This window comes from Mycobacterium ostraviense (assembly GCF_002705925.1).
GTDB classification, from domain to species: Bacteria; Actinomycetota; Actinomycetes; order Mycobacteriales; family Mycobacteriaceae; genus Mycobacterium; species Mycobacterium ostraviense.
In genome coordinates this window covers 170,643-194,104 of sequence record NZ_NKRE01000001.1, presented here as the reverse complement: position 1 = coordinate 194,104, position 23,462 = coordinate 170,643, and the positions used below count along the sequence as shown (strand labels likewise).

Below are 23,462 nucleotides of genomic sequence, written 5' to 3'. Positions count from 1 at the left end.
TATTTGCAATGCCTGTTCTGCGCGTGGCGCAGGCGGCTGGAGTTGTCTCGAGCCGCGATCGGTCGGCATTGGGCCCTGCTTAGGCAGGGCTTTTTTGCTGATGGCTGGTGTATCCCACTGCTGTTTCCGGCCCTCCGGGCCCTGGCTGCAGCGGAAGAAAGCCAACAAGGGAGGCCACATCAGCACTGAGACCCGCGTCAACGAGCGCATTCGCGTACCTGAAGTTCGTTTGATCGGCCCAGGGGGGGAACAGGTAGGCATCGTGCGTATCGAAGACGCACTCCGCGTTGCCGCGGACGCCGATCTCGACCTTGTCGAAGTTGCCCCGAATGCCAGACCGCCGGTCTGCAAGATCATGGACTACGGCAAGTACAAGTACGAGGCGGCGCAGAAGGCGCGCGAATCCCGCCGGAACCAACAGCAGACCGTCGTCAAAGAACAAAAGCTGCGGCCCAAGATCGACGATCACGATTACGAAACCAAGAAAGGCCACGTGGTGCGTTTTTTGGAGGCCGGATCGAAGGTGAAGGTCACCATCATGTTTCGCGGACGTGAGCAGTCGCGGCCGGAATTGGGCTATCGGTTGCTGCAGCGACTGGGCGCCGACGTCGCCGAATACGGATTCGTCGAAACAGCGCCCAAGCAGGACGGGCGCAACATGACGATGGTGCTGGCACCCCACCGCGGCGCGAAAACTCGCGCCAGGGCGCGGCATGGGGAGGGACCAGCGGGCGGCGACATCAAACCTTCATCGAACTAACTCGCTAGCCCAACCAGAACCCACCAGGACTGAGGAAAAATGCCCAAGGCCAAAACTCACAGCGGCGCCTCTAAGCGGTTCCGGCGCACCGGTACCGGAAAGATCGTCCGGCAGAAAGCCAACCGCCGGCATCTGCTCGAGCACAAACCGTCGACCCGAACCAGGCGCCTGGAAGGCCGTACGGCGGTGGCGGCCAACGACACCAAGCGGGTCAATTCGCTGTTGAACGGTTAGCCGGCGCCCCGTACGACCCGGCTGGCGCCGGTACCTGACCAAGCACGTCCGAGTCCGAACGAGAGTAGGAACAATCCATGGCACGCGTAAAGCGGGCAGTCAACGCCCACAAGAAGCGGCGCTCCGTCCTGAAGGCCTCGAAAGGTTATCGGGGCCAGCGGTCCCGGCTCTACCGTAAAGCCAAAGAACAGCAGCTGCATTCGCTGAACTACGCCTACCGCGACCGTCGCGCGCGCAAGGGCGAGTTCCGGAAATTGTGGATCTCGCGGATCAACGCGGCGGCGCGTGCCAACGACATCACCTACAACCGGCTGATCCAAGGCCTCAAGGCCGCTGGTGTCGAGGTGGACCGCAAAAACCTCGCCGATATCGCGGTCACCGATCCGACGGCGTTCACCGCGCTCGTGGAGGTCGCCCGGGCGGCCCTGCCCGAGGACGTCAACGCCCCTTCCGGAGAGGCGGCTTAGGCGCCCCGCGTCCCGGTGCTCACCGAACGCTCGGCCAGGGTCGCCGCCGCGGTCAAATTGCATCGCCACGTCGGCCGGCGTCGTGCGAATCGATTTCTCGCCGAAGGCCCCAACCTGGTCGAGGCCGCGTCGGCGCGCGGCCTGGTGCGGGAGGTGTTTGTCACCGAGGTCGCGGCGCGACGGCATGAGACCTGGTTGACCGCACATGACGCGCCAGTCCATCTGGTGACCGAACGTGCCGCCAAAGCCTTGTCCGACACCGTTACCCCTGCGGGACTCGTCGCGGTGTGCGACATGCCGACGACCCGCCTCGATGATGTGCTGACCGGCTCACCGCGGCTGATCGCGACCGCCGTCGAGATCAGCGAGCCGGGTAACGCGGGCACACTGATCCGCATCGCCGACGCGATGGGGGCCGCGGCAGTGATTCTTTCCGGACACAGCGTCGACCCCTACAACGGCAAATGTTTGCGCGCGTCTGCGGGCAGCATCTTCAACATTCCCGTCGTCGCCGCAGCCGATCCGCACGCCGCCGTCGCGTCGTTGCGGGGTGCCGGGTTGCAGGTGCTGGCCAGCGCGGTGGACGGCGAGATGTCCCTCGACGATGCCGATCAACTGCTGGCCACGCCGACGGCATGGCTGTTCGGCCCCGAATCACGCGGGCTATCCGCCGACATCGCCGGCGAGGCGGACCACCGGGTGCGCATCCCAATGTCCGGCGGAGCGGAGAGCCTGAACGTCGCCGCCGCCGCGGCTATTTGCCTGTACCAGAGCGCCCGGGCGCTCGGCTCCACTGACTAAGCCTTATGCGGCCCGAGCCGCCCGGCCCCGGGCAGGGCGCAGGCCGGCCAGCGAGAGCGTGGTGTGCACCAACGATCCGGCCCGCTCCATGATCAGCCGGGCCGGTTCCAGCGGGAACGGGACGAAACTCCGTGCGCGCGGTGGGAAGTAATGCATAGGCAACCCGCGGCGGTCCCGTGGCGGAGCCATGAAGGCGGGCGCTTCGACCAGCGGGGCGTCACTTCGGGTCCGGCCCTCTTCCCGGCGGTAGGCGGCCAGCGCGCGGGGATGCAGCCTGATCTCGTCGGGCACCGCCAGGAACACCAGCTCGACCAGCTTGCCGAACAGGCGCAGCAATACTTCGTCGCCCGGGGTCCAATGCATTCCCGCCTTCTCCCGCACGGCCGGGTCGAACAAGCCGGCCGCGATCCAGCGCTGACCGGCAACCAGGGGCTTGAACATCTGGTCCCAGACGGGCGTGGGCATGAGTACGAACTTCGGCTTGGGAATGCGCATGTGGAAGATGTCCCGCGTCGCCTGGTTGATCTCGAGTTCCTCACGGCAGACCCGGTCCCAGTACTCCTGAAAGTCTTCCCACGACTTGGGCACCGGCCGCATGCTCATGCCGTACATCTGGTACCACCGCACGTGTTCGTCGAATAGCTGGCGCTTTTCGGCCTCGGTCAAGCCTCCGCAGAAGTATTCGGCGACTTTGACGACGAGCATGAAGAACGTGGCATGTGCCCAGTAGAAGGTCTCCGGGTTCAGGGCGTGATAGCGACGACCCTCGGCGTCGACTCCTTTGATCGTGTGGTGATAGCCCTTGATCTGCTCGCCGGTCCGGGGCGCCCGGTCGCCGTCGTAGACGACGCCCATGATGGGATACACCGACCGGGCCACCCGCTGCAGTGGTTCGCGCAGCAGGATCGAATGCTCCGTGACGCCGGCGCCCAGCTCCGGATACATGTTCTGGATCGCGCCGATCCACACGCCCATCATTCCGGTCCGCAGGTCACCGAAGTATTTCCAGGTCAGCGAATCGGGTCCGAGTGGCTCGACTGGTGTCGTCGATGTGCCAGTCATCGCGGCCTCCACGCGCTCGATGTGCGCTCACGATAAACGGTGACAACACACGTTGTCTACGGTTTCGGCGAGTGCCCCAGCATGCTGTTATCGGGTGTCCATAGCGGTGTGGCGCCCGCGTGATCAGGGTTGTTTGTCGCAGCGCGTGGCATTGGGCCGACCCCGCGCGAGCCCGCGCCCTCGGACCGGGCGGCCGGGTTGTCGACTGCGTCCCGGGCCGCGGATGTGACCGACCGGATGGGATAAACCCGCGACGGCCCACCGGGATGTTGCCGACTGCCATGAAACAGTTCCGACCGGACGATTTGCCGTCCGCGGGAACGTTGTTTTGGCCTCGTTTGCTTCTCGCCACGTTGATTTCGAGCTCGTGCGGCGAAGCGCCGGGCGTTGCTGAAGGGCCAAAAAAGGGCTAACCAAAAGGCGATTACCGGGGGTAGAGTTTCTTTCCTGGAGACTACTCGGTGATTTTCTTCTTGAGTCAGGCAAGGAGGCCCGGCTTTGTTGATTCTCAATGTGGTACCGGACGTTATGAACGCGGCGGCGGGAAATTTGGCGGAAATTGGTTCCGCGATGAGCGCGGCCAATGCGGCAGCGGCCCCGCCCACGACCGGGCTGGTGGCCATGGCGGCAGATCAGGTGTCGGCGGCTGTCACGACGGCATTCGCGACACATGCCCAGGACTATCAAGCCCTCGGCGCGAAGATGGCGGCGTTTCACGACCAGTTCGTCCGTACCCTGAGCAATGGCGCGGGTGCGTACCTCGGCGCCGAGATCGCCAATGCCGAGCAGAATCTGCTGAACGCGGTCAATGGACCCGCCCTGTCGTTGCTTGGCCATCCGTTGCTGGGGACCGGCGCAAGTGCTGGTGCACGCGCCGCGACTGCCGGCAGCGGCACCAGCGCGACGGCCGCCAGTGCGCAGGTCGCCGGAACGACGGCCACTGGTGCGACGGCCACTGGTGCGACGGCCACTGCTGCGACGGCCACTGCTGCGACGGGCACTGCTGCGACGGGCACTGCTGCGACGGCCACCGGTGCGACGGCCACCGGTACCACGGCCACCGTTGCGACGGGCAGCGGCACAATGGCGCCGCCGGCCGCGACCGCTCCTGTGAGTGTTCCGCTGCTGAGTACGGCCACTCCGTTCGGTCCCATCGCGCTCACGCTCAACGGGAGCGTGGACCAGACCACCTTTCAAGTCGCCTTCGACTCTGGCTCCATCGCATTACCTGCGCCGCTCGCGCTCGGCATTGATGCGTTGGGCCCGTATTACCTCGCGACGATTGCGCTACAAAATAGCGCCACAGCATTCGGCAACGCGCTATCAAGCGGGAATCCGTTGGCGGCGGCAGGCACGCTGTTCTTTGCTCCCGTCAACGCCTTAAACAGCTTCCTTTTCGGCCACGACACGATAACGCAGTCGATGGCGGCGCCGGCGGGGCTCGGTTACTCGGACGTGGCGTTCAGCGTTCCGGTTGGCGGGCTGCTGTCCCCGCTTCAGCCCTTCACGCTTACGCTCACGCCGACCAGTGGAACGCCCACCTCGATTGCATTGGGCGGAACACAGGTCGGCGGCCTTGTTCCCGGCTTGTTGGGGTTGTTCTCCGGCTTCTAGGTTGTCGATCGTCGGGGCGCCGGCAGGACGACTGTGATTGCCTGGCTCAGCCCGTAGCACCTACCCTTGCGAGGTGGAGGTCGGGGCTGGCGAAGGGGAGTCCGGCGTGCCCGACGAGACGGCGACTGCGGTCGCGTCGTCGGCTTCGCGTCGGCGTTCTCCGGGGCAGTGGCTGCGCTCCACCAACCACAGCCCGGGCGTCGTGGCGTTCATCCGGCGGGCACGACGGCTGTTGCCCGGCGATCCCGAATTCGGCGATCCGCTGTCCACTGCTGGTGACGGCGGTCCGCGGGCCGCGGCACGGGCTGCCGACCGGCTGCTGGGGGATCGTGATGCCGCCTCGCGTGAAGTCAGCCTGGGTGTGCTGCAACTGTGGCAGGCATTGACTGAGGCAGTTTCCCGCCGTCCGGTGAATCCCGAGGTGACGCTGGTCTTCACCGACCTGGTGGGTTTCTCGACCTGGTCGCTGCAGGCCGGTGATGATGCCACCTTGGCGCTGTTGCGCCAGGTGGCCCGGGCTGTCGAGCCCCCGCTGCTGGACGCCGGGGGCCACATCGTCAAACGGATGGGCGACGGCATCATGGCGGTGTTTCGCAATCCGGCTGTAGCCGTCCGCGCCGTGCTCGCCGCTCGGGAGGCGTTGAGCGAAGTCGAAGTGGCGGGCTACACGCCGCGGATGCGGGTCGGCATCCATACCGGCCGGCCGCAGCGACTGGCCGCTGACTGGCTCGGTATCGACGTCAACATCGCCGCTCGCGTTATGGAACGCGCCACAAAAGGTGGCATCATGATATCGAGTCCCACCCTGGACTTGATCCCGCAAAGCGAGTTGGACGCATTGGGTGTCGTCGCCAAGCGGGCACGTCGGCCGATGTTTTCCAGCAAGCTCACCGGCATTCCACCGGACTTGGCGATTTATCGCCTCAAACCTCGTAAGGAGCTGCCAGCTTTTGGTGACGCTCCCGAAACAGAACAGCAGGCATAGTAGATGTCGATGACTCATCGCATTTGGGCACTCGTGTACCGGCTCGGCCGGGTCCGGTTTACGCTTGGCTACCTGGCAGCTCTTGCCTCGGTCAGCATCGCGATCTTGATGCTCGGTCCGCATGCCCACGAGCAGGTCATTCGGCATGCCAGTACAAACCTGCACAACCTGTCACACGGTCGCCTGGGCACTTTGTGGAATAGCGCCTTCGTGATCGCCGAGGGTCCACTTTACTTCTGGCTGCCGGGTCTGGCCTGTCTGCTCGCGCTTGCCGAACTACACCTGCACACCGGGCGGTTGACCCTCGCGTTCGTCATCGGCCATCTCGGGGCCACCTTGCTGGTGGCGGCGGCGTTGGCGGGCGCGGTCGAGTTCGGCTGGCTGCCGTGGTCGATCACCCGTGTCAGCGATGTCGGGATGAGCTACGGCGCCCTTGCGGTTGTCGGAGCGCTCACCGCGACGATCTCCCGCCGCTGGCGGCCGGCATGGATCGGCTGGTGGGCGTCGCTGGCCGTGGCGGCCGCGATCGCCGGCGGTGATTTCACCGACTCCGGCCACGCCATTTCGCTCTTGCTGGGCATGTTGGTGACCATGCGGTTCGATCGGCCGGTTCGCTGGACGCCGGCGCGGTATGCGTTGCTCATGGTCTCGTCCGGGTTCGGCTTTCTGCTGCTGGCGCACACCAGCTGGACATCGGTGAGCGGTGTTGCCGTGGGCGCGTTGGGCGCGGGCGTGGCCTACGGGTTTGCCCGCTGGAAGACCATGCGGGTCGTGCCGGCTCAAGCATGACGCGCGGCCGGGCCGGACGGGCCCCGATAGGACGTTGGCCGGTGGCGGGGGGACTTCTGGACCAACCTCGGGTGATCTGAGACCCAAGCCACGGGCGCATGCATGACCACCCCGGACCACCGCAGGACCTACGCTCAAGCACGTCGAGGCACCCGCGGGCGTTGCCCAGTGGGCGTCACCGAAGCGAACCGATCGATGACTTATGATCGGCAGTTGCGTCATACCCGTGCCGTGAACCCACCCTGCGACGATGTGAGCCCTGTTGGGGCCCGCCCGCTGGCCGGGTGACGGACCGAGGTGGGTGTCTCCCTCGCGGGAGAGCCAGGCAGTTATACCTAGCCTCGTCAGCAAGGAGAGTGTCGCCGCGTGGGTGATCAACCCGTCGATCTGTCGCCGGAGGCATTGGCCAAGGCGGTCAACGCCGCCCAGCAGGCTTTTGCTCTAGCCGACAGTCTGGAGGCGCTGGCGCGCACCAAGACCGAGCACCTTGGAGACCGTTCGCCGCTAGCGCTGGCCCGGCAAGCACTGGGCAGGTTGCCCAAGGAGGAGCGTGCCGATGCCGGCCAGCGGGTGAACGTCGCCCGCGGCGATGCGCAGCGCAGCTACGACGAACGTCTGGCGGCGCTACGGGCCGAACGAGACGCGGCTGTGCTGGCCGCCGAGGGTATTGACGTCACGCTGCCGTCGACCCGGCAGCCGACTGGCGCCCGGCATCCGATCACGATCTTGGCCGAACACATCGCGGACACCTTCATCGCTATGGGATGGGAGCTGGCCGAAGGACCAGAGGTCGAAAGCGAGCAGTTCAACTTCGATGCCCTCAACTTCCCGCCAGACCACCCCGCGCGCAGCGAGCAAGACACCTTCTACATCGCGCCGGAGAATTCGCGGCAGCTGCTGCGCACCCACACGTCACCGGTACAGGTACGCACCCTGCTGGAGCGCGAATTGCCGGTCTACATCATCTCGATCGGCCGGACGTTCCGCACCGACGAACTCGATGCCACCCACACGCCGGTGTTCCACCAGGTCGAGGGATTGGCGGTGGCTCGCGGGCTGACCATGGCGCACCTGCGCGGGACACTGGACGCCTTCGCCCGGGCCGAGTTCGGGCCGTTGGCGCGCACCCGGATCCGGCCGCACTTCTTCCCCTTCACCGAACCGTCCGCCGAGGTCGATGTGTGGTTCGCCAACAAGAAGGGTGGCGCCGACTGGGTGGAATGGGGTGGCTGCGGAATGGTGCATCCAAACGTGTTGCGGGCCGCCGGAATCGACCCGGAGAATTACTCGGGCTTCGCGTTCGGGATGGGGCTTGAGCGAACCCTGCAGTTCCGCAACGGGATTCCCGACATGCGCGACATGGTCGAGGGCGACATCCGGTTCTCGTTGCCATTTGGGGTGGGCGCCTGATGCGCGTTCCGTATAGCTGGCTGCGCGAAGTGGTTTCGGCCGGAGCGCCGGGCTGGGACGTTCCGGCCGGGGAACTCGAGCAGACGTTGGTCCGGATCGGCCACGAAGTCGAAGAGGTGACCGCACTCGGCCCGGTCGACGGCCCGCTGACCGTGGGACGGGTGGCCGATATCGAGGAACTCACCGGTTTCAAGAAGCCGATCCGGGCCTGCCTGGTCGACCTCGGCGACGGCGTGCAGCACGAAATAGTCTGCGGTGCGACAAATTTCGTGGTCGGCGACTTGGTGGTCGTGGCGCTGCCCGGAACCACCCTGCCGGGCGGCTTTACCATCACCGCCCGCACGACCTACGGCCGCACTTCGGCGGGCATGATCTGCTCAGCAGCCGAACTCGGTTTGGCCGCAGACCATTCCGGGATCCTGGTGCTGCCGCCGGCAACGGCTGAACCGGGAGCCGACGGCGCGGGTGTACTCGGTTTGGACGACGTGGTGTTCCACCTGGCGATCACCCCCGACCGCGGCTACTGCATGTCGGTGCGCGGGCTGGCCCGGGAGATCGCCTGCGCCTATGACCTGGAATTCGCCGACCCCGCTGAGGTGCCAGCGCTGCCGGTCGAGGGAGAGGCGTGGCCGCTGACGGTGCAGCCCGAAACCGGTGTGCGCCGGTTTGCCCTCCGGCCGGTCACCGGCATCGATCCGGCCGCCGTGTCGCCCTGGTGGTTGCAGCGCCGGCTGCTGCTGTGCGGCATCCGCGCGACCTCGCCGGCGGTGGACGTCACCAACTACGTGATGCTCGAGCTCGGTCACCCGATGCACGCGCACGACCGCGACCGGATCACCGGGAGCCTGGGCGTGCGGTTCGCCCGCTCCGGCGAGACCGTCGTCACCCTGGACAACATCGAGCGGCGACTCGAACCCGCCGACGTCCTGATCGTCGACGACATCACCACCGCGGCGATTGGCGGCGTGATGGGTGCGGCCAGCACCGAGGTGCGCGCCGATTCGACCCGCGTGTTGTTGGAGGCGGCGATATGGGATCCGGCTGCGGTGTCGCGCACCCAGCGGCGGTTGCACTTGCCCAGCGAGGCCGCCCGGCGCTACGAGCGAGCAGTCGACCCGGCCATTTCGGTGGCCGCCCTGGATCGGTGCGCTGCGCTGCTCGCCGCTATCGCCGGGGGAGTAGTCGTCCCGGCACTGACCGATTGGCGGGGTGAACCGCCGGTCGATGATTGGTCGATGCCGCCGATCCGGATCGCCGTCGACCAGCCGGACCGCTTCGCGGGCGTGTCCTACGCCCCGGGCACGGCTGCTCGGCGGCTGGCTCAGATCGGCGCCGAGGTGGTCACCGACGACGGTGTGCTGACCGTCACGCCGCCGAGTTGGCGTCCCGATCTGCTGCAGCCCCCCGACCTCGTCGAGGAGGTGATGCGGCTGGAGGGGCTCGAAGTCATCCCGTCGGTCCTGCCCGCCGCGCCCGCGGGCCGCGGACTCACAGCCACCCAGCGGCGCCGTCGGGCGATCGGTAAGTCACTGGCACTGTCCGGCTACGTCGAGGTGCTGCCGACACCGTTTCTGCCCGCCGGCGTTTTCGACCTCTGGGGACTGGCGGCCGACGACCCACGCCGGACCACGACCAGCGTGGTCAACCCGTTGGAAGCCGACCGTCCGCAGCTGGCCACCACATTGTTGCCGGCCCTGTTGGAAGCGTTGGGGCGCAACGTGTCCCGCGGACTGACCGATGTCGCGTTGTTCGCCATCGCGCAGATAGTCCGGCCGACCGAGCAGACTCGCGGCATCGAGTTGATCCCCGTGCACCGCCGGCCTACCGACGCGGAGATCGCCGTGCTGGATGCATCGCTGCCGCGACAACCGCAACACGTCGCTGCGGTGCTGGCCGGCTTGCGCGAGCCTCGCGGTCCGTGGGGTCCGGGCCGCGCGGCCGACGCCGCCGACGCTTTCGAGGCGGTGCGAATCATTGCGCGGGCCAGCGGAATTGACGTGACTCTTCGCGCGGCCCGGTACCTGCCCTGGCATCCGGGCCGCTGCGCCGAAGTGTTTGTCGGCGATACCTCCGTCGGTCACGCCGGACAACTGCATCCGGCCGTGATCGAGCGGACCGGCCTGCCGAAGGGCACCTGCGCGATCGAGCTGAACCTCGATGCGATCCCCGTCGTGGAATCGCTGCCGGCTCCCCGGGTGTCGCCGTTCCCCGCCGTGTTTCAGGACGTCAGCCTCGTGGTGTCCGCGGACGTCCCCGCCCAGGTCGTGTTGGATGCGGTTCGCGAAGGGGCGGGAGAGTTGCTGGAGGACATTCAGTTATTCGACGTCTTCACCGGTCCGCAGATCGGCGAAGCGCGCAAGTCGCTGACCTTCGCGCTGCGGTTTCGCGCGCCAGATCGCACGCTGACCGAAGACGACGCAAGCGCGGCCCGCGACGCGGCGGTGCAGCTGGCTGCGGAACGTGTCGGCGCCCTGCTGCGTAGCTGAACTGTGGGCGGAGCGCCAAGTTAGCGCTAGTCCCGCATGCCCGCGCGAACGGTCACACGCGGGCGCCGGCGGGTCTGCTGTTCAGCATCATCCGCTCGCTGCCGCGCGTGGTGGTGGTGGTGGTGGCGCATCGGCCGACGAGGTGGGCGCGGCTGGTGGGAGTCACGAGTCGATCCGGAAAAGCTCGTGGCCAAACACCTTTCACGCGAGCCGAGCTGCCGCGGATGGCGTCGCTCGACGTGAGCCGGTCTGGACGACCGGCCGCGGTTGCGAGCTAGCCGCCTGCGGCTATTCCCCCGATCGCAGGAATAGGACTGCCGCAGATCGAAGACGGCGTGCTCACCGATCCCGCCGGGCGCCCGGTGGCAGTGTGGGTCATTTCCGCGGACCGCCGAGCCGATCACCTTCACTGACCTCATCGAGGTCATGGGCACCAAATTCGGGTCGACCCGGCCGGTGCTTGTCGGCTATCGCGGCACGATCACTTCGGCGTGAACTCAAAACAGGACAACGACGTTCCGATGGATCGGCGCGGTACCCCCACGCAGCTGGCCGCCGCCGGAACCGAGCTGGCGCGCATCGCGGACCGAGCCGCGCACGGCAGCCGCTGTGTTGTCGACAGCCAGACGATCGGAGGGATCATCGTAAATACGAAGTGGGTAACCAACTCACCGCACCATCGACCGACAAAACCCCACGTCAATGGCCGAAATCGCCTACCGGAATCGCCGTAACTTCGGGTTACAGTAAGGGCTTAGTGATTGCTGCAACGACGACGGGCAATCGCTCGAGCGCAAAGTTGCGGCGTTCGGAGACTGGCCGTATCGGTGCGAATAAGTGCGGCGGCCCTGCGGCGGCAAGCGAGAACCAATCCCGTTGTGTCCGTACTCGGTTCATGTCGGTAGGAGCGTCCGCTCACCAAGTATGAATTCATAATCACCAAATCTCTCGGCTGGGGTATGTGTGTCTTCCCACGGGTTTGCGCGACTTTCGACCACTGACACGCCGGCCTGCGCCCCATGTCGTGCCGCGGCGTAGGTGATTTGTCTTGACCAATTCGTAGCTACTGACGGCAGGTTAGGCAGATTTGGCAAACCATACTAACCGCTTGGGATCTCTCCGGTGACGTGATTGTCTAGTCGTCGCGGCCGCATAACACCGGGTAAGGCCAGTGGCCTTTCATGCTGAACATTCGTCGCCGGTCCTCACCGCAGCTAACGAGATGGCATTATCACTGCCCCGACTGCTCACTAGCTGGAAGCGGTGCCCGCCGAAAATCTTTCGGCGGTCGGGATTGCGACGATGATGAGCGATCCGACAACGACTGGCTTTTGAATACATGGTGAGCGCTGTCGTGGCGCTCAAATGCGTTGTTGTACAACAGGACAATAACGTGAGTCGGTCCAGATGGGCAAGGCTGCTGGGGGTGTGCATCGAGGGCGCGGGTGATTGCTGTCGCCGCGTGGGCGGCAAGGCGGCTGACGAGCCAATCGAAATTTGTCTTGGCGCAACAAGTTCGCTGTTTGAAATAGCGTCGCATACGACAATCCGCGCCGGATCAGCCGGGTTGCTGCCCTGAGTGCGGTTGAAACTCCTTCAGTCAAATGTTATGTCGTCGCGAATCCCGTAGATAAATAAAGTCCGACCCAATCAACTGAAAACGATCGTTTTCCGTTATTGGTGTGCCCCAGCGGATTACGTTGCTTTTGCCGATGAGGTCGGGTCTCATCGGGTCAAACCGTTCATGTTGTGGGGGCGATGAGCATGTCATTTGTGAACGCTGTGCCAGAGATTGTCCAAGCGGCAGCCCAGGATCTCGCAGGTATTCGCTTGGCCCTGGAAGAGGCCGCCGCAGCAGCGGCGCCTCCCACTACTGCGTTGGCGGCGGCGGGCGAAGATGAGGTATCAGCCGCAATCGCAGCACTATTCGGCACTTTCGGTCAGGAGTACCAAGCCATCAGTGCCCAGGCGTCGGCGTTTCATGCAGACTTCGTCAAGCTGTTGAGCGGCACTGCGTCTTCATACGTCGAAGCTGAGGTAGCGAATGCTGTTTCAGTCCTCACCGGCCAAAATGCCGCTGCTGCAGTGGGCGGCGGGCTCAACGGCGGCCTGACCGCCGCCTTCAATGGTGAACTGGCTCTCCAGGCTGCCAACTCGCTCGTCACCGCATTTGGTGCCGGAGCTTCCGGTCTCGCCCTGCAGACCGGAGGAGCCATCGTGTCGGGTATCGGCACGGGTCTGGTTCAGACGGGCGAAGTCATCGTGGCGGCCGGCCACTCCCTGCAGAATTTCGGCGTTCTTATGTCGGGCGTCGGCGCTGGGTTGAGTGCCCAGGCAGGTGCCGCCCTGACACAGGCACTGACGTTAGGCGGTTCGTTGAGCGCTCAACTCGGCGCGTCGCTGTCAGGCAGCCTCGACCTTGGTCTACCGGAGCTGATCGCGGCATTCAACGGTGGCTTGACTGGACTGATCCACACGGGTCAAACCCTGACGGGGAACGTGCTCATAGGTTTCAGCAGCGGGCTTAGTGAGCTGATTCAAACGGGCGGAAGCCTGTTGGCGAACTTCGGTGGCAGCTTGCCTGAGATTGCCGCGCGCCTCAATGCTGCCTTCTCGGCGACTTTAGGTGGGGCGTTGCCGACGTTGGTGGCGGCGGTCAACGGTGGTGTGACGGGGTTGCTTCAGACGGGTCAGTCGCTGGCGACCAGCTTGGCGGGCGGCTTCGGTGGTGGCCTGAGCGGGCTGATTCAGACGGGTGAGAGTCTTGTCGCGACCTTGACCGGTGGGTTGAGCATGCCGGCGTTGGCTGCGCAACTGTCGGCGATGTTGCAGGCCAGCCTGGGCGGGTCGTTCCCGCAGCTGGTGGCCGCGCTCAATGGTGGGTTGCACGGGTTGGTGGAGTTGGGGCAGAACTTTGCGGTCGCGTTGAGCTCGGTGCTGAATGCTCCGGCGGTGGTGGCCGCGCTCAACGGTGGGCTGCATGGGTTGGTGGAGTTGGGCCAAAGTTTCGTCGCGACCTTGACCGGTGGGTTGAGCATGCCGGCGTTGGCTGCGCAACTGTCGGCGATGTTGCAGGCCAGCCTGGGCGGGTCGTTCCCGCAGCTGGTGGCCGCGCTCAATGGTGGGTTGCACGGGTTGGTGGAGTTGGGGCAGAACTTTGCGGTCGCGTTGAGCTCGGTGCTGAATGCTCCGGCGGTGGTGGCCGCGCTCAACGGTGGGCTGCGCGGACTTGTCGAACTGGGCCAAAGTTTCGTCGCGACGCTGGCCGCTGGCTTCAACGCTCCGGCGTTGGCTGCGCAACTGAGCGCGATGTTGCAGGCCAGCCTGGGCGGGTCGTTCCCGCAGCTGGTGGCCGCCCTCAACGGTGGTCTCAACGGGCTAATCCAGACCGGCCAGTCGTTGGCGGCCAGCTTGGTCGGCAATTTCGGTGGCGGGTTGAATGCCCTGATCCAGACCGGCCAGACGTTCGCGGCCAGCTTGGCGGGCAGCTTCAATGCTCCGGCGTTGGCCGCACAGCTCAGCGCGATGTTGCAGGCCAGCCTGGGTGGGTCGTTGCCCACACTGGTGGCGGCGCTCAACGGTGGGCTCAACGGAGTGATTCAAACCGGACAGAATCTGGTCGGCAGCCTAGGAGCAGCGTTCGGTGGGAGCTTGCCGGAGCTGGCGGCGAAGCTTTCCGCGGCCCTGTCGGCGGGCTTGAGCGGCAGCCTGTCGGCCGAACTCAGCGCGGCCCTGGCGACGAGCGTCAACGGCGCGTTGTCCGCATTGGGGTCGGGGCTGGTACAGACCGGTGGAACTCTGGCGGGCGGTCTCGGTGCTGGCCTGTCGGGCCTCATCGGCACGGGCCAAGTGCTCGCCGGCAGTTTCGGTGCAAGCGCTTCCGGACTACTGCGGACGGGCGAAGCCCTCGCGGCCATTTGGCAGAATGCAGCGGCTCAGATCGGCGGTGCGCTTGACGGCGCCATCGAGGCAAGCCTTGGCGTCGGGTTTCCGGGGCTGTCCCAAGTCGGTCTGACGCTTGCCACAGGTATCGCCAACGCCACCGCCGGACTCGCCCAGACCGGTGGGGTCATCCTGACGGCGTTGGACAATGCATCTCTTGGACTCGCTGCCAATATCGGCAATGCCCTGGCCAACCTTCAACTCGTCATCGAGGCGGCGTTGAACGCGAGCCTCGGTGTTCAGGTCGGTTCCTAGTAGCCCAACGGCGATGTGGTACGCCTCCAACCCTGGCGGCAACAGCGCCCAGCCGACACACCCCAGAATGGATTTGCAAACATCTGCATAATCATGCAGAATCGGCCGAATGGCCGATGTGACAAAGGTGGCGGTTGCCGGTGCCAGCGGCTACGCAGGCGGTGAGATCCTACGCCTGTTGCTCGGACATCCAGCCCACGCCGCCGGCCGGTTGACGATCGGCGCGTTGACTGCCGCGGGCAGCGCGGGCAGCGCGCTGGGTGAGCACCACCCGCACCTAGTGCCGTTGGCCGAACGAATTCTCGAACCCACCGATCGCAGCGTGCTCGACAACCACGACGTGGTGTTTCTCGCTCTGCCACACGGATATTCGGCGGCGCTGGCCGCTCAACTCCAGCCGGAGACCCTGATCATCGACTGCGGCGCGGACTTCCGGCTTACCGAGGCCGCCGCCTGGGAGCGGTTCTACGGATCCCCCCATGCCGGGAGCTGGCCCTACGGTCTACCGGAGTTACCCGGTGCGCGCAAACAGCTGAAAGGTGCACGTCGCATCGCGGTGCCCGGGTGTTATCCGACCGCCGCGTTGCTGGCCCTGCTGCCCGCGATGGCTGACGATCTGATCGAGCCGGCGGTGACCGTCGTCGCCGTCAGCGGTACTTCCGGCGCGGGACGCGCGGCCAAGACGGACTTACTCGGATCGGAAGTCATCGGGTCGGCCCGGGCATACAACGTTGCCGGTGCCCATCGGCACACCCCGGAAATCGCGCAGGGGCTGCGCGCGGTCACCGGCCGCGACGTCGCGGTGTCTTTCACCCCCGTCCTCATTCCCACCTCGCGCGGCATTTTGGCCACCTGCACCGCACGCACCCGCTCGCCGATCGCCCAAGTGCGGGCGGCCTACGAAAAGGCTTACGACCCTGAGCCATTCGTCCACCTGCTGCCGGAGGGTCAGCTGCCCCGCACGGGCGCAGTGATCGGCAGCAACGCCGCGCACATTGCCGTCGCCGTCGACGAGGACGCCCAGACGCTGGTCGCACTGGCCGCGATCGACAACTTGGTCAAAGGGACGGCCGGCGCCGCAATCCAATCGATGAACCTGGCGCTGGGCTGGCCGGAAACCGACGGACTTTCGGTCATAGGAGTGGCGCCGTGACCGAAACACCAACCGCCACAAGGTTGCTGCGTGCTCAAGGAGTCACCGCACCGGCCGGCTTCCGGGCCGCTGGCATCGCCGCCGGCATCAAAGCATCCGGCGCCCTCGACCTCGCGCTGGTCTTCAACGAAGGCCCCGACTATGCCGCCGCCGGTGTCTTCACCCGAAACAAGGTCAAGGCCGCGCCGGTGTTGTGGACTCAGCAGGTGTTGACCACCGGCCAGTTGCGCGCGGTGATCCTCAACTCCGGCGGCGCCAACGCCTGTACCGGTCCGGGCGGCTTTCAGGACACCCATGCCACCGCCGAAGCGGTCGCCGCCGCGCTGTCGGACTGGGGAACCGAGACCGGGGCCATCGAGGTCGCCGTCTGCTCGACCGGCCTGATCGGCGACCGGCTGCCGATGGACAAGGTGCTCAACGGCGTTCGCGACATTGTGCACGAGATGCACGGCGGGCTGACCGGCGGCGACGACGCCGCACACGCCATCATGACCACCGACACCGTGCCCAAACAGGTTGCGCTGCACCACCAGAAGTGGACGGTCGGCGGGATGGCCAAGGGTGCGGGCATGCTGGCGCCGTCGCTGGCCACCATGCTGTGTGTGCTCACCACCGACGCGGTCGCCGAACCCGCGGCGCTCGATCACGCGCTGCGCCGAGCCGCCGCCCGCACCTTCGACCGGCTCGACGTTGACGGCAGCTGTTCCACCAACGACACGGTACTGCTGCTGGCTTCGGGGGCCAGCGAATTCGCGCCGTCGCAAGCCGATCTCGATGACGCGGTGCTGCGGGTCTGCGACGATCTGTGCGCCCAACTGCAAGCCGACGCCGAAGGCGTCACCAAGCGCGTCACCGTATCGGTAAGAGGAGCAACCAGCGACGACGACGCACTGGCGGCCGCCCGGGTTATCGCCCGCGACAGCCTGGTCAAGACCGCGGTGTTCGGATCGGACCCGAACTGGGGCCGAGTGTTGGCTGCCGTCGGAATGGCGCCGATCACCCTCGACCCCAATCGAATCAGCGTGTCGTTCAACGGCGCAGCCGTCTGTATCGACGGAGTCGGTGTTCCGGGAGCACGCGAGGTGGACCTGTCGGCACCCGACATCGACATCACCGTCGACTTGAATATCGGCGATGGGCAGGCCGCCATCCGGACCACCGACCTGTCGCACGCCTACGTCGAAGAGAACTCGGCCTACAGCTCATGACGGCATTGACGACTCAGGTCAAGGCACAGGTGCTGGCCGAAGCTCTGCCTTGGCTGAAGCAGTTGCACGGCAAGATCATTGTGATCAAGTACGGCGGCAACGCGATGATCGACGGTACGCTGCGGCGGGCATTCGCAGCGGACATGGGATTTCTGCGCAATTGCGGGATCCATCCGGTCGTGGTACACGGCGGCGGACCGCAGATCACCGCGATGCTGCGACGGCTGGGCATCGAAGGTGACTTCAAGGGCGGATTCCGGGTCACCACACCGGAAGTGCTCGACGTGGCGCGCATGGTGCTGTTCGGCCAGGTGGGCCGCGAGCTGGTGAACCTGATCAACGCGCACGGTCCCTATGCCGTCGGGATCACCGGCGAGGATGCCCAATTGTTCACCGCAGTGCGGCGCAGCGTCACCGTCGACGGCGTAGCCACCGACATCGGCCTGGTCGGCGACGTCGACAAGGTGAACACCGATGCGGTGGTGGATCTCATTGCTGCACGCCGGATTCCGGTGGTGTCGACACTGGCGCCGGACGCCGACGGTGTGGTGCACAACATCAACGCCGACACGGCTGCGGCGGCTTTGGCCGAAGCACTGGGAGCCGAAAAGTTGCTGATGCTTACCGATGTCGAGGGCCTGTACACCAGCTGGCCGGACCGCAATTCGTTGGTCAGCGAAATCGACACGGCCACACTGGCACAACTGCTGCCCACCCTGGAAGCGGGCATGATCCCCAAGATCGAGGCGTGTCTGCGCGCCGTCGACGGCGGCGTGCCCAGCGCGCACGTCATCGACGGCCGGGTCAAACACTGTGTGTTGGTGGAGCTGTTCACCAACGAGGGCACCGGCACCAAGGTGGTGGGCGGGTGACGCAAACCGAAAGCATGCAACAACGGTGGCAGGCCGTAATGATGAACAACTACGGCACCCCGCCGATCGCGCTGGCCAGCGGCGACGGCGCCGTGGTGACCGACGTGGACGGCAAAACCTACGTCGACCTGCTCGGCGGCATCGCGGTCAACGTTTTGGGCCATCGCCACCCGGCAGTTATCGAAGCTGTCACGCACCAGCTTTCGACGCTGGGCCACACCTCCAACCTGTATGCCACCGAACCAGGGGTCGCACTGGCCGAGGAGCTGGTGGCACTGCTGGGCGCCAAAACCCGAGCACGAGTGTTCTTCTGCAACTCCGGGACCGAGGCCAACGAGTTGGCATTCAAGCTGTCCCGGCTCACCGGCCGTACGAAACTGGTTGCCGCGCAAGAGGCTTTCCACGGCAGGACGATGGGCTCGCTGGCGCTCACCGGGCAGCCCGCCAAGCAGGCGCCGTTTCAGCCGTTGCCGGGCTACGTCACTCACGTCCGCTACGGCGATGCCGACGCATTGGCCGCCGCTGTCGACGATGGCACCGCCGCAGTATTTCTCGAGCCGATCATGGGGGAGAGCGGCGTGGTCGTCCCCCCTGAGGGCTACCTGGCGGCCGCCCGCGACATCACCTCACGACACGGGGCTTTGCTGGTGCTCGACGAGGTGCAAACCGGGATGGGCCGCACCGGAGCCTTTTACGCCCACCAGCACGACGGCATCACCCCGGACGTGGTGACCCTGGCCAAGGGGCTCGGGGGCGGGCTGCCGATCGGGGCGTGCCTGGCCGTCGGGCCGGCCGCGGAACTGATGACCCCCGGAATGCACGGCAGCACCTTCGGCGGTAACCCGGTATGCACCGCGGCGGCCCTGGCGGTGCTACGAACACTGGCGACCGCGGACCTGGTGCGCCGCGCCGACGTACTCGGCAAGACGCTGAGGCAGGGTATCGAATCGCTGGACCACCCGCTGGTCGACCACGTCCGCGGCCGCGGACTCCTGCTGGGCATTGTGTTGACGGCCCAGCACGCCAAAGCCGCGGAGACGGCCGCGCGTGACGCCGGTTTCCTGGTCAACGCGGCCGCGCCCGACGTCATCCGGCTGGCGCCGCCGCTGATCATCACCGAAGCCCAGCTCGACGGCTTCGTCGCCGCGCTGCCGGGCATCCTCGACAGCGCCGGAGCACCGACATGAGCAGACATTTCCTGCGCGACGACGACTTGTCGCCCGCCGAGCAGGCCGAGGTCCTCGAGCTTGCCGCGGAACTGAAGAAGGACCCGTTCAGCCGCCGGCCGCTGCAGGGGCCGCGCGGGGTAGCGGTCATCTTCGACAAGAACTCCACCCGCACCCGCTTCTCCTTCGAAATGGGCATCGCGCAACTCGGCGGACACGCTGTCGTCGTCGACGCCAAGAGCACCCAGCTGGGCCGCGACGAGACCCTGCAGGACACCGCAAAAGTGTTGTCCCGCTTCGTCGATGCCATCGTCTGGCGGACGTTCGGCCAAGACCGCCTCGACGCCATGGCCGGAGCCGCGACGGTGCCCGTCATCAATGGGCTTTCCGACGAGTTCCACCCCTGCCAGGTGCTGGCCGATCTGCAGACCATCGCCGAGCGCAAAGGGTCGCTGCCCGGCCTGCGTGTGTCCTACTTCGGCGACGGCGCCAACAACATGGCCCACTCGTTGCTGCTCGGCGGGGTCACCGCGGGCATCCACGTCACCGTCGCCGCACCCAAAGGCTTTACACCGGATCGCAACGTGCTGGCCGCTGCCGAAAAGCGCGCCCAGGTGACCGGCGCCTCGGTGACGGTGACCGCCGACGCTGAGGCCGCCGCCTCCGGCGCCGACGTCCTGGTGACCGATACCTGGACGTCGATGGGACAGGAGAACGACGGGGTGGATCGCGTCAAACCGTTCCGCCGGTTCCAGGTCAACGAGCGACTACTGGGTCTGGCCGACTCGGAAGCCGTTGTGCTGCATTGCCTTCCGGCACATCGCGGCGACGAGATCACCGATCAGGTGATGGACGGCCCGGCCAGCGCGGTCTGGGACGAGGCCGAGAATCGGTTGCATGCCCAGAAAGCGCTGCTGGTGTGGCTGCTGGAGCGGTCGCGATGACGCCGCGCCGACGACGATGCAGAGCGAAGCGATGAGGAGGAGCGGCGCAATGACTCACAGCGGATCGAAGGCCGCACCCGAAGTCACTCGTGCCGGTCGGCAGGCCCGCATCGTGGCGATCCTGTCGACGCAACCGGTCAGCAGCCAAAGCGAACTGGCCGGGTTGCTGGCCGCCGAAGGCGTCGAGGTCACCCAGGCCACCCTGTCGCGCGACCTCGAAGAGCTCGGCGCGGTCAAGCTGCGTGGCGCCGACGGCGGTGTCGGAGTCTATGTGGTTCCCGAAGACGGCAGCCCGGTGCGCGGGGTCACCGGGGGCACCGGACGGTTGTCTCGGCTGCTGGGCGAGTTGCTGGTGTCCACCGACGCCAGCGCCAATCTGGCCGTGCTGCGCACTCCGCCCGGCGGCGCACACTACCTGGCCAGCGCCATCGATCGCGCGGCGCTACCTTACGTCGTCGGCACCATCGCCGGTGATGACACCGTGTTCGTGGCCGCCCGCGAGCCGATGACCGGCGCCGAGCTGGCGTCGGCGTTGGAAAACCTGAAATAAAGGAGTTGGTTCATGTCAGAACGCGTCATCCTGGCGTATTCGGGCGGTCTGGACACCTCGGTGGCCATCAGCTGGATCGGCAAGGAGACCGGCCGTGAGGTGGTGGCGGTGGCGATCGACCTCGGCCAGGGTGGCGAGGACATGGAGGTGGTGCGGCAGCGGGCGCTGGACTGCGGCGCCGTCGAGGCCGTCGTCGTCGACGCTCGCGATGAGTTCGCCGAGGGCTACTGCCTGCCCACGATCCTGAACAACGCCCTCTACATGGACCGCTACCCGTTGGTGTCGGCGATCAGCCGGCCGTTGATCGTCAAGCACCTGGTTGCGGCCGCACGCGAGCACGGCGGCGGCATCGTCGCACACGGCTGCACCGGCAAGGGCAACGACCAGGTTCGATTCGAGGTCGGATTTGCTTCGCTGGCACCGGATTTGGAGGTGCTGGCACCGGTCCGCGACTACGCCTGGACCCGGGAGAAGGCGATCGCGTTCGCCGAAGAAAACGCCATCCCGATCAATGTCACCAAACGCTCGCCGTTCTCGATCGACCAAAACGTCTGGGGCCGTGCGGTGGAAACCGGCTTCCTCGAGCACCTCTGGAACGCGCCCACCAAGGACGTCTACGCCTACACCGAAGACCCCACGGTCAACTGGAACACCCCCGACGAGGTGATCGTCGGATTCGACAAAGGCGTGCCCGTGTCGATCGATGGCAGATCGCTGTCGGTGTTGCAGGCCATCGAAGAACTCAACCGCCGCGCCGGTGCGCAGGGTGTTGGGCGCCTTGATGTGGTCGAGGACCGGTTGGTCGGCATCAAGAGCCGTGAGATCTACGAGGCGCCGGGAGCGATGGTGCTCATCACCGCGCACACCGAGCTGGAGCACGTGACATTGGAACGCGAGTTGGGCCGGTTCAAGCGACAGACCGATCAGCGCTGGGCCGAGCTGGTGTACGACGGGCTGTGGTATTCGCCGCTGAAGATCGCGCTGGAGAGCTTCGTTGCCACGACGCAGGAGCACGTGTCCGGCGAAATCCGGATGGTATTGCACGGCGGCCACATCGCGGTGAACGGGCGGCGCAGCGCCGAATCCCTCTACGACTTCAACCTGGCCACCTACGACGAGGGCGACACCTTCGACCAGTCGGCCGCCCGCGGATTCGTCTACGTGCACGGGCTGTCGTCCAAGCTGTCCGCCCGCCGGGACCTGCGGTGACGGTCTTCTGGCGAGCTGGGGGCACCTCCCGCCGAGCAGACACAGAATCGCGCCGACGCGCCCGTCGGCGTGCGATTCTGTGTCTGCTCGCGGAGAAAAAGTGAGCACCAACGAAGGGTCGCTATGGGGCGGGCGGTTCGCCGGCGGCCCCTCCGACGCATTGGCCGCGTTGAGCAAGTCCACCCACTTCGACTGGGTGCTGGCTCCCTACGACATCACCGCATCACGGGCGCACACCAAGGTGCTCTTCCAAGCGGGGCTGCTCACCGCAGAGCAGCGTGACGGTTTGCTGGTCGGTCTGGACAGCCTGGCCCAAGACGTCGCCGACGGCAGCTTCGGCCCGTCGGTCACCGACGAGGACGTGCATGCCGCTCTGGAACGCGGGCTGATCCAGCGGGTCGGGCCGGAGCTGGGCGGCCGGCTGCGGGCCGGCCGCTCACGCAACGACCAAATCGCCACCCTGTTCCGGATGTGGCTGCGCGACGCGGTGCGCCGGGTCGCCGCCGGTGCGCTCGACGTGGTGCAAGCCCTGGCCGTTCAGGCGGCCGCGCATCCGAGCGCGATCATGCCGGGTAAGACACACCTGCAGTCGGCCCAGCCGATCCTGCTGGCACACCACCTGCTCGCACACGCTCATCCGTTGCTGCGCGACGTGGAAAGGATTGTCGACTTCGACAAGCGCGCGGCCGTGTCCCCGTACGGCTCGGGCGCGCTGGCCGGCTCGTCGCTCGGCCTGGACCCGGACGCGATCGCCGCGGAGCTGGGCTTTTCTGCCGCCGCCGACAATTCCGTCGACGCGACCGCCGCCCGGGATTTCGCCGCCGAGGCGGCGTTCGTGCTGGCCATGATCGCGGTCGACCTGTCGCGACTGGCCGAGGACATCATCGTCTGGAGCACGACGGAGTTCGGTTATGTGACGCTGCACGACTCCTGGTCCACCGGTAGTTCGATCATGCCGCAGAAGAAGAATCCGGACATCGCCGAGCTGGCCCGCGGCAAGTCGGGGCGGTTGATCGGCAACCTCACCGGACTGCTGGCGACGCTGAAGGCCCAGCCGTTGGCCTACAACCGCGACCTGCAGGAGGACAAGGAGCCGGTGTTCGACTCGGTAGCTCAGCTGGAGCTGCTGCAGCCGGCGATGGCGGGCCTGGTGGGCACCCTGACCTTCAACGTCGAGCGGATGGCGGCACTGGCACCCGCCGGCTACACACTGGCCACCGATGTCGCTGAATGGCTTGTGCGCCAAGGCGTTCCGTTTCGCACCGCGCATGAGACCGCCGGCGCGGCGGTGCGCGCCGCCGAAGCGCGTGGCGTCGGGCTGCCGGAGCTCACCGACGACGAGCTGGCCGCCATCAGCGCCGAGCTGAGGCCACAGGTTCGTGACGTCTTGACCGTGGCGGGTTCGGTGGCCTCGCGCGACGCGCGGGGTGGTACCGCGCCGCGCCGGGTTGCCGATCAGCTCAACCTCGTGAACAAAGCCGTCGACCGGCTGCGCCAGGGTTTGATGCCCCTGGCGAAACCGCGCTCCGGTCCGCTGCCAGCGGACTAGACTTCT

Annotated in this window: 18 protein-coding genes and 1 pseudogene; 18 read left to right on the top strand and 1 reads right to left on the bottom strand. The window is 66.3% G+C overall.

The genetic code is table 11. The features are described 5' to 3' along the window. Positions 1 to 178: 178 nt before the first annotated feature. The 4 genes from infC (at position 179) to CDN38_RS00765 (ending at position 2,262) form a co-directional block, all read left to right on the top strand. The gene (infC, locus tag CDN38_RS00780) at positions 179 to 760 is read left to right on the top strand and encodes a translation initiation factor IF-3 (protein ID WP_080674289.1); all 582 of its coding nucleotides are present in this window, start codon (positions 179 to 181) and stop codon (positions 758 to 760) included. Between the two features lie 39 nt (positions 761 to 799). Beyond that, complete coding sequence (gene rpmI / locus CDN38_RS00775) at positions 800 to 994, top strand: 50S ribosomal protein L35 (protein ID WP_023373729.1); 195 nt, start codon at positions 800 to 802, stop codon at positions 992 to 994. 77 nt (positions 995 to 1,071) lie between these two features. Beyond that, positions 1,072 to 1,461, top strand: coding sequence for a 50S ribosomal protein L20 (gene rplT, locus CDN38_RS00770; RefSeq protein ID WP_036412581.1), 390 nt, complete (start codon positions 1,072 to 1,074; stop codon positions 1,459 to 1,461). A 15-nt stretch (positions 1,462 to 1,476) separates the two neighbouring features. Continuing rightward, positions 1,477 to 2,262: a TrmH family RNA methyltransferase gene (locus CDN38_RS00765; RefSeq protein ID WP_075510792.1), complete on the top strand. Its 786-nt coding sequence runs from the start codon at positions 1,477 to 1,479 to the stop codon at positions 2,260 to 2,262. A gap of 3 nt (positions 2,263 to 2,265) precedes the next feature. Here the strand turns inward: CDN38_RS00765 and CDN38_RS00760 are convergent, their stop codons facing one another. Beyond that, on the bottom strand, positions 2,266 to 3,324 hold the full coding sequence (locus tag CDN38_RS00760) for an oxygenase MpaB family protein (protein ID WP_075510823.1): 1,059 nt from the start codon (positions 3,322 to 3,324) through the stop codon (positions 2,266 to 2,268). A 513-nt stretch (positions 3,325 to 3,837) separates the two neighbouring features. On the opposite strand from CDN38_RS00760, the gene CDN38_RS31640 reads away from it, so the two are divergent. From CDN38_RS31640 to argH, 14 genes and pseudogenes are all read left to right on the top strand, one after another. Continuing rightward, positions 3,838 to 4,938: a PE family protein gene (locus CDN38_RS31640; RefSeq protein ID WP_275539808.1), complete on the top strand. Its 1,101-nt coding sequence runs from the start codon at positions 3,838 to 3,840 to the stop codon at positions 4,936 to 4,938. Positions 4,939 to 5,011: 73 nt separating this feature from the next. After that, complete coding sequence (locus tag CDN38_RS00750) at positions 5,012 to 5,923, top strand: adenylate/guanylate cyclase domain-containing protein (RefSeq protein WP_201258282.1); 912 nt, start codon at positions 5,012 to 5,014, stop codon at positions 5,921 to 5,923. A gap of 9 nt (positions 5,924 to 5,932) precedes the next feature. Further along, a complete protein-coding gene (locus tag CDN38_RS00745; RefSeq protein WP_075510824.1) occupies positions 5,933 to 6,712 on the top strand; it encodes a rhomboid-like protein in 780 nt (259 codons plus the stop codon). A 366-nt stretch (positions 6,713 to 7,078) separates the two neighbouring features. After that, positions 7,079 to 8,122 (top strand): phenylalanine--tRNA ligase subunit alpha, encoded by a 1,044-nt coding sequence (gene pheS, locus CDN38_RS00740; RefSeq protein WP_075510795.1) that lies wholly within the window; start codon positions 7,079 to 7,081, stop codon positions 8,120 to 8,122. Further along, positions 8,122 to 10,608: a phenylalanine--tRNA ligase subunit beta gene (pheT, locus tag CDN38_RS00735; protein ID WP_099318727.1), complete on the top strand. Its 2,487-nt coding sequence runs from the start codon at positions 8,122 to 8,124 to the stop codon at positions 10,606 to 10,608. Before pheS ends, pheT begins: the two co-directional genes overlap by 1 nt. 1,773 nt (positions 10,609 to 12,381) lie before the next feature. After that, entirely contained in the window at positions 12,382 to 14,805 is a 2,424-nt protein-coding gene (locus CDN38_RS31635; protein ID WP_269821527.1) for a PE family protein, read from the top strand. Positions 14,806 to 14,898: 93 nt separating this feature from the next. Beyond that, positions 14,899 to 15,958, top strand: a pseudogene (gene argC / locus CDN38_RS00720) (N-acetyl-gamma-glutamyl-phosphate reductase). Beyond that, positions 15,955 to 17,166 (top strand): bifunctional glutamate N-acetyltransferase/amino-acid acetyltransferase ArgJ, encoded by a 1,212-nt coding sequence (gene argJ, locus CDN38_RS00715; protein ID WP_075510799.1) that lies wholly within the window; start codon positions 15,955 to 15,957, stop codon positions 17,164 to 17,166. Before argC ends, argJ begins: the two are co-directional and overlap by 4 nt. Next, positions 17,163 to 18,038, top strand: coding sequence for an acetylglutamate kinase (argB, locus tag CDN38_RS00710; RefSeq protein WP_075510800.1), 876 nt, complete (start codon positions 17,163 to 17,165; stop codon positions 18,036 to 18,038). Before argJ ends, argB begins: the two co-directional genes overlap by 4 nt. Beyond that, entirely contained in the window at positions 18,035 to 19,225 is a 1,191-nt protein-coding gene (locus CDN38_RS00705; RefSeq protein WP_075510801.1) for an acetylornithine transaminase, read from the top strand. The genes argB and CDN38_RS00705 overlap by 4 nt, the downstream gene beginning before the upstream one ends. After that, the gene (gene argF, locus CDN38_RS00700) at positions 19,222 to 20,148 is read left to right on the top strand and encodes an ornithine carbamoyltransferase (RefSeq protein WP_075510802.1); all 927 of its coding nucleotides are present in this window, start codon (positions 19,222 to 19,224) and stop codon (positions 20,146 to 20,148) included. Before CDN38_RS00705 ends, argF begins: the two co-directional genes overlap by 4 nt. Positions 20,149 to 20,197: 49 nt before the next feature. Beyond that, positions 20,198 to 20,698, top strand: a complete 501-nt coding sequence (locus tag CDN38_RS00695) for an arginine repressor (protein ID WP_075510803.1) — start codon at positions 20,198 to 20,200, stop codon at positions 20,696 to 20,698. Positions 20,699 to 20,710: 12 nt separating this feature from the next. After that, positions 20,711 to 21,907: an argininosuccinate synthase gene (locus CDN38_RS00690; protein WP_099318725.1), complete on the top strand. Its 1,197-nt coding sequence runs from the start codon at positions 20,711 to 20,713 to the stop codon at positions 21,905 to 21,907. 100 nt (positions 21,908 to 22,007) lie between these two features. Then, complete coding sequence (gene argH / locus CDN38_RS00685) at positions 22,008 to 23,456, top strand: argininosuccinate lyase (protein WP_075510805.1); 1,449 nt, start codon at positions 22,008 to 22,010, stop codon at positions 23,454 to 23,456. Positions 23,457 to 23,462 lie beyond the last annotated feature (6 nt).

Excerpts from the sequence above, each read along its gene's own strand:
- argF (WP_075510802.1), top strand. The coding sequence starts at position 19,222 with ATGAGCAGACATTTCCTGCGCGACGACGACTTGTCGCCCGCCGAGCAG.
- CDN38_RS00695 (WP_075510803.1), top strand. The coding sequence starts at position 20,198 with ATGACTCACAGCGGATCGAAGGCCGCACCCGAAGTCACTCGTGCCGGT.
- CDN38_RS00745 (WP_075510824.1), top strand. The coding sequence starts at position 5,933 with ATGACTCATCGCATTTGGGCACTCGTGTACCGGCTCGGCCGGGTCCGG.
- argB (WP_075510800.1), top strand. The coding sequence starts at position 17,163 with ATGACGGCATTGACGACTCAGGTCAAGGCACAGGTGCTGGCCGAAGCT.
- pheT (WP_099318727.1), top strand. The coding sequence starts at position 8,122 with ATGCGCGTTCCGTATAGCTGGCTGCGCGAAGTGGTTTCGGCCGGAGCG.
- CDN38_RS00690 (WP_099318725.1), top strand. The coding sequence starts at position 20,711 with ATGTCAGAACGCGTCATCCTGGCGTATTCGGGCGGTCTGGACACCTCG.
- rplT (WP_036412581.1), top strand. The coding sequence starts at position 1,072 with ATGGCACGCGTAAAGCGGGCAGTCAACGCCCACAAGAAGCGGCGCTCC.
- CDN38_RS00760 (WP_075510823.1), bottom strand. The coding sequence starts at position 3,324 with ATGACTGGCACATCGACGACACCAGTCGAGCCACTCGGACCCGATTCG.
- rpmI (WP_023373729.1), top strand. The coding sequence starts at position 800 with ATGCCCAAGGCCAAAACTCACAGCGGCGCCTCTAAGCGGTTCCGGCGC.